This is a genomic window from Fluviicola sp. (assembly GCF_030151805.1).
In the GTDB taxonomy this organism is placed as follows: domain Bacteria; phylum Bacteroidota; class Bacteroidia; order Flavobacteriales_D; family Crocinitomicaceae; genus Fluviicola.
In genome coordinates this window covers 1-5,203 of the sequence record NZ_JASLCN010000310.1, presented here as the reverse complement: position 1 = coordinate 5,203, position 5,203 = coordinate 1, and the positions used below count along the sequence as shown (strand labels likewise).

5 protein-coding genes are annotated in these 5,203 nt (G+C 41.8%); all 5 read right to left on the bottom strand.

The window, feature by feature from the left end; all coding sequences use genetic code 11:
* Nucleotides 1-136: 136 nt before the first annotated feature.
* Nucleotides 137-910: a DUF2490 domain-containing protein gene (locus Q1V93_RS11965; RefSeq protein WP_300664977.1), complete on the bottom strand. Its 774-nt coding sequence runs from the start codon at nt 908-910 to the stop codon at nt 137-139.
* A gap of 15 nt (nt 911-925) precedes the next feature.
* Nucleotides 926-1,954, bottom strand: a complete 1,029-nt coding sequence (locus Q1V93_RS11960; protein ID WP_300664975.1) for a sulfite exporter TauE/SafE family protein — start codon at nt 1,952-1,954, stop codon at nt 926-928.
* 60 nt (nt 1,955-2,014) lie between these two features.
* The gene (locus Q1V93_RS11955) at nt 2,015-2,473 is read right to left on the bottom strand and encodes a PepSY-like domain-containing protein (protein WP_300664973.1); all 459 of its coding nucleotides are present in this window, start codon (nt 2,471-2,473) and stop codon (nt 2,015-2,017) included.
* A gap of 502 nt (nt 2,474-2,975) precedes the next feature.
* Nucleotides 2,976-4,247, bottom strand: coding sequence for a HAMP domain-containing sensor histidine kinase (locus Q1V93_RS11950; RefSeq protein ID WP_300664972.1), 1,272 nt, complete (start codon nt 4,245-4,247; stop codon nt 2,976-2,978).
* A complete protein-coding gene (locus Q1V93_RS11945; protein ID WP_300664970.1) occupies nt 4,244-4,921 on the bottom strand; it encodes a response regulator transcription factor in 678 nt (225 codons plus the stop codon). The genes Q1V93_RS11950 and Q1V93_RS11945 overlap by 4 nt, the downstream gene beginning before the upstream one ends.
* Nucleotides 4,922-5,203 lie beyond the last annotated feature (282 nt).

Sequence of the window (5,203 nt, the reverse complement as noted above, 5' to 3'; positions counted from 1 at the left end):
TATATCTATGCTATATCTATGCTATATCTATGCTATATCTATGCTATATCTATGCTATATCTATTGCAAATGTTTTTAATGCGAGTTAGGTATTTTTGAGAGTTGAAAGTCACTATTTTAGGTTACGAATTACTTTTTAGAGAATATTGTTGAGTATGAGGCTTACGGTGAGGTAGTTGACGGATTTTTTTCCGGCGTCGACGTGCAGTAAATCGTTCATGTAGCCGATGCCGTACATCCATTTTCCATTTGGAGATTTGTAGGTTAGAACGGCAGAAAGGCGGGTTTCTCCGTATTCGAAGTGTTCCCATTTCTGTGTTTTTTCCTCGAATTCGGTTGAAAACAGGAATTCGCAACCGGCAATGACTGACAAGCGCTTGTTTCGTGTTAAGGCAATTTCGCTTTGAAATTTTAAGCGGGAGCGGAATGCGGATGATACTTTCCAATCTCTGAATTCAGGATTGTAGAATTTGCGGTATTCCTGGCGAAAGGCAATAGAGGGAATCCATTTTTTCTTCCAGCTTTTGGTTATTCTTGAATAAAGCCGAAATTCCTGTTTGAATTTGTCTTCGGCAGCCAGGTAGGGAGGGCTTTTTTCGTATTCGTTTTGGTGGCGGTAGCTTGCAGCGAGTGAAACGCTCCAGGTTGGTCTGAATTTGAATTTCACTTCTTCATTCAGGACTAAGATTCCGAAGCGCTCGAAGACATTGGCGTTATCGACATTGCTTTGTGCAGCGATTCCCACATAGGTCATGGAACTGAATTTTCCTGCCGAATCCAATTGCTGATCCAGCCCCAGAGCGAACCACAGGTTCATGTTGGAATTGCTTCCCAAACCGGGAGGTGTTAGCTGTCCGAATGAATACACCAAATTTAAAAGAACAACAGGAAGAATTATTCTGAGCTTCATGACCTGGAAGTTTGTTTAGATAAAATCAATTTTATCGACCAATTTATTTTGTTGGAAGTAATAAGCTTCAAACGATTTGTTGTCGATTCCATAAACCGCTTCAATGACAATCTTGTCGGCAGCCGGCATTCTGCTTTTCACGAAATCCTGCTGTTCACGGGATAACTCGGTTATTGGAATCACTTGTTCGAACTCAAAACCGTGATCATAAGTGAATTCAAGTTCATAATTCGCGTGCTGCCAATTCAGTTTTTGCTCGTAGGCTTGTAAATGAGGGGCGGTAGTCGGATTTTTTGATATGAACAAATCTGCTCCTGATTGTGAGAGCATCACGAATCCGGATAAAACCATTGCCGAATAACCTATTTTCTTAAATGAAACTTCACTTAAGTGAGGCAGAATCCACTTCATCGCTATTGTCGAAAAAATGGCGGAAGCAGCAACCACGATCCCGATGTATATGACTTTACCGGTTATCAACCCAAACAAAAAGTACAGTACAATTTTGACTAAATGCAACATGATCTCATTCGCTGCCCGTGTGGCAACGATTTCTTCTTTGGTTAGCCCATACCGCAGGTAAAACCGATTGAATAAAAGTCCGACCGCTCCTGTTAAGCCTGACAAGAATCCGGCTAAAAAACCAATGCTTGTGAGTTTAATGGTAGCCGGTATTTCCGTTTCACTGAGTTCTTTTGGCTTCTTGAACAAAAAGGTCAGGTTGCTTACCAGAAAAAGCCCCATTGCGATCTCCAAATAAACAGGATTGACATATTTCAACAACCAAGCTCCTAACCAAACTGCTGGCAGAGCTGCTGGCACGAAGTATTTGACGATACTCCAACGAATATTCTTTCGGAAAACGACCAGTCGTGAGGCAGAGCTTGTAAAAGTTCCAATCGACAATGCGGCTGGAACTTGACTTACAGCTACTAATTGACCAAGAATCGGAATGAGCATCAGTCCTGCCCCGCCCCCACAGATAGCACTAATTGAAAATGCCAGGAAACTAACAATAAACAGGATTATCAGAATTGTTGCCATGTTCGATATGATTGGTCCATTACTTTTTCGGATGCATTACCAAGTTGCGAAAAGATCCGGTTATTTACTGATTCTTGTGAGAACGGACGGATCTTGTTTTACTCCGGCTGCGGAATAAACGACTTTCTGGTCTCCCAGGGCTAAGTCTACTTCTATTTCGTAGTAAACGTTTTTGCCGATTTCAATGCGTTTTGCCTCATCCAGTCTGCCGTCTTTGTAATCTGCTTTGACTTTGTTCAAAACGACGGAGGGAATTGCGGCGATTTTAATTTCCTGTTCTACTTTCAGAATTGTTCCTTCTGCATTTACCCACACTTCATAGTCGTCTTTTCCCAAATCGAATTCGGCTTCGTAAATCCCTCCTTTCACTTCCCAGTCCAACTCTTTTGCGTCGGGATATTTGGTCATCACTGCATTAATAACTACTGATGGAATTTCCTGCTGGTCGATGGTGGTGCTTGCACATGAAACAAATGCAATTCCTAAAAACCCTGTCAATATCAATCGTAACCCTTTCATATTATGTGTTTTTTAATTTATAGGACAAATTTATGGGGCAAATCGGGAAAGAATTGGGAATACTGATTGGATGGGGAGTTTTTTACCACATAGATACAATAGAGCACATAGCTATAGAAAACTGAATGGGGATTTGAAAAGCTGGTTGGTTTAACCACGAAGGACACAAGGAGTTATTTACATGATATGCGAGATTTGAAACGTTGATTATTTTAACCACATAGTCACAATAGAACACATAGCTATAGAGCGCTGAATGGGGTTGGAAAGCTGGTTGGTTTAACCACGAAGGCACGAAGGACACAAGGATTTTTGGATGAGCTGACCGGTGAACTAAACTTCATTAAACGCAAAGGAGCAAAGGCCGCAAAGTGTGGGGCGTTATAGCTGAGTTTTTTTACTACATAGATACAATAGAGCACATAGCTGCGTGTGATTTGAGGACATCATTACCTGAGTACAAGGTGCAGTAAGCATTATGTATTCATTCCGGGGACTTTCTTTATCCGAAATTCACGTTGAAACGGTGACGGAAAGCGGAATGGGTGTACGAGATTTTGTATCCGGAAACGTCTGTGATGGATTTCACGATTGCCAGCCCCAAACCTGTCGATGCCTTGTCGTTGGATTCTTTGTAAAAACGGGTAAATACCGCATTTGTATTCAAGGGTTTGTCGGAACCTGAATTGGCAATTTCAAAGGAGGATTTTGAGAGGGTGATTTCGATCGTTCCTTTTTTGAAGTTGTGCCGGATGGCGTTTTTGATGAGATTTGTCAGGAGAATGCGTGCCAACTCGGCATTCATGTTGATGATCAATGTGGTTTCTTCGGTGAGGATCAATTCAAGCTCCTTGTGCTCGATCTGATCTTCAAAGTCGGACAAAACGGTTTTTACCAATTCGTTCAGGTTGATCTTTTCTTCGTTGAGGAATTGTTTGTTTTCGATTTTGGAAAGTAAGAGCAGGGATTTATTCAAACGGGTTAAGCGCTCCAACGTTTCGATCGTTTGAAAGACTTCTTTTACGACTTCTTCGGACAACTCCGGGTTTTCTGCCAGCAGCTGCAGTTTGTTCAATGCGATTGCCAATGGCGTTTGCAGTTCGTGCGATGCATTTTCGATCAGTTGTTTCTGGTTGTGATAGGAACGAATGGTGTTTTCCAATACGTCCTGGATCACTGTATTGAGGACCTGGAACTCTGTGACTTTGGATTGAAGCGGAGCAACCTGTTCGTTTTTGCCGAGTTTGAATCCACTCAAGCGGTTCAGGAAGGCGAAAAAGGGTTTCCACATGCTTCTCAGAACCAATACGTTTATAGCCAGAATCGTTACAATCAGCGTCAGATAAAGCCAAAGCAGGGAATAAAACAGGTCTTCGATCAAATCGTCTTCTTCCACCATGGATGAAATGACTTTGAGCTGATAAAACTCGTTTTCGTTTGCTTCAAAGACTGTTGTTAAGAGTCGTACGGGTTCCAAATCGTCTTCGTTTTCCATATACATCAAAGTGTCTTTGTAATCATCGAAATGATTGAGTGCCTGACGTTCTTCTATTTTCCGGATGGAATAATTTCCTTCGTCGAAATTGGTTTTATGAAGGACGGTGGAATCCAGTTCTGCCTGGTGAATGATCAGTAATTTCGAATTATCTAATCCATCGTCGATGCTGTCGTGTACTTCATCAATCATGTTTACATAAAAGATCAATGCCCAAACTGACAATGCGATGAGCAGGGCAACTGACATGAAGATGACTGTGCGCTGGATTAATTTCACGATTCGATCAGTTTATATCCGACTCCGTAAATGGATTGAATTTCAATTCCGGAATCCAGATCATTCATTTTTTTTCTCAGGTTCTTGATTTGAGAATAGATGAACTCAAAGTTATCGGATTCATCGATATTGTCGCCCCAAACATGTTCTGCCAGGGCTGTTTTATGCACCAAACGGCCTTTATTGGAGATCAAATACATTAAAATGGCAAATTCTTTCCGGTTTAAGGTTACCGGTTTATGATGAACCGAAACGGATTGATTGGTCACATCTGCCTGAATGTTCCCGATTTCGACCAGGGCATTTCCGTCGAATTTCTTCCGTCTGACAATGGAACGGATCCGTGCGATTAGTTCTGAAAAATGAAAGGGTTTCGTTAAGTAATCGTCTGCCCCGAGGTTCAAGCCTTCGAGTTTGTCATCCAATGAATTCCGGGCTGAAATAATGAGTACTCCGTCTGATTTATTGTTGTTTTTCAGTTCCTGGAGTAATTCCAGGCCGCTGCCGTCGGGTAAATTGACATCCAAGAGGATGCAATCGTACTCGTAAATCAAGGCTTTGTCGAGGGCTTCCTGTAAGTTTGCAGCTGATTCCACGACAGCGTTTTCCTGCCTGAGGGCACGTTCAATGGATTCGAGCATTTCCGGTTCGTCTTCTACAACTAATACTTTCATAAATCAAAGTTCTTTTAAAATTCTGAAAAAAAACTGGAATTTGGGCTATTGTGGGGAGGAGAGTTATGGGAGGAGGAGATTTTTAGCTCATAGAAGCCAGACTGATTGTTTAACCACAAGGCAAGGATTTTTTGGATGAGCTAAACCGGTGAACTAAACTTCATTAAACGCAAAGTGGCAGAGAACGCAAAGATGAAGGGAAATCTGTATGTTATTTTTTACCACATAGGGCACATAGAACACATAGCTATAGAGCGCTGAATGGGGGTTGAAAAGCTGGTT

Excerpts from the sequence above, each read along its gene's own strand:
- Q1V93_RS11965 (WP_300664977.1), bottom strand. The coding sequence starts at position 910 with ATGAAGCTCAGAATAATTCTTCCTGTTGTTCTTTTAAATTTGGTGTAT.
- Q1V93_RS11960 (WP_300664975.1), bottom strand. The coding sequence starts at position 1,954 with ATGGCAACAATTCTGATAATCCTGTTTATTGTTAGTTTCCTGGCATTT.
- Q1V93_RS11955 (WP_300664973.1), bottom strand. The coding sequence starts at position 2,473 with ATGAAAGGGTTACGATTGATATTGACAGGGTTTTTAGGAATTGCATTT.
- Q1V93_RS11945 (WP_300664970.1), bottom strand. The coding sequence starts at position 4,921 with ATGAAAGTATTAGTTGTAGAAGACGAACCGGAAATGCTCGAATCCATT.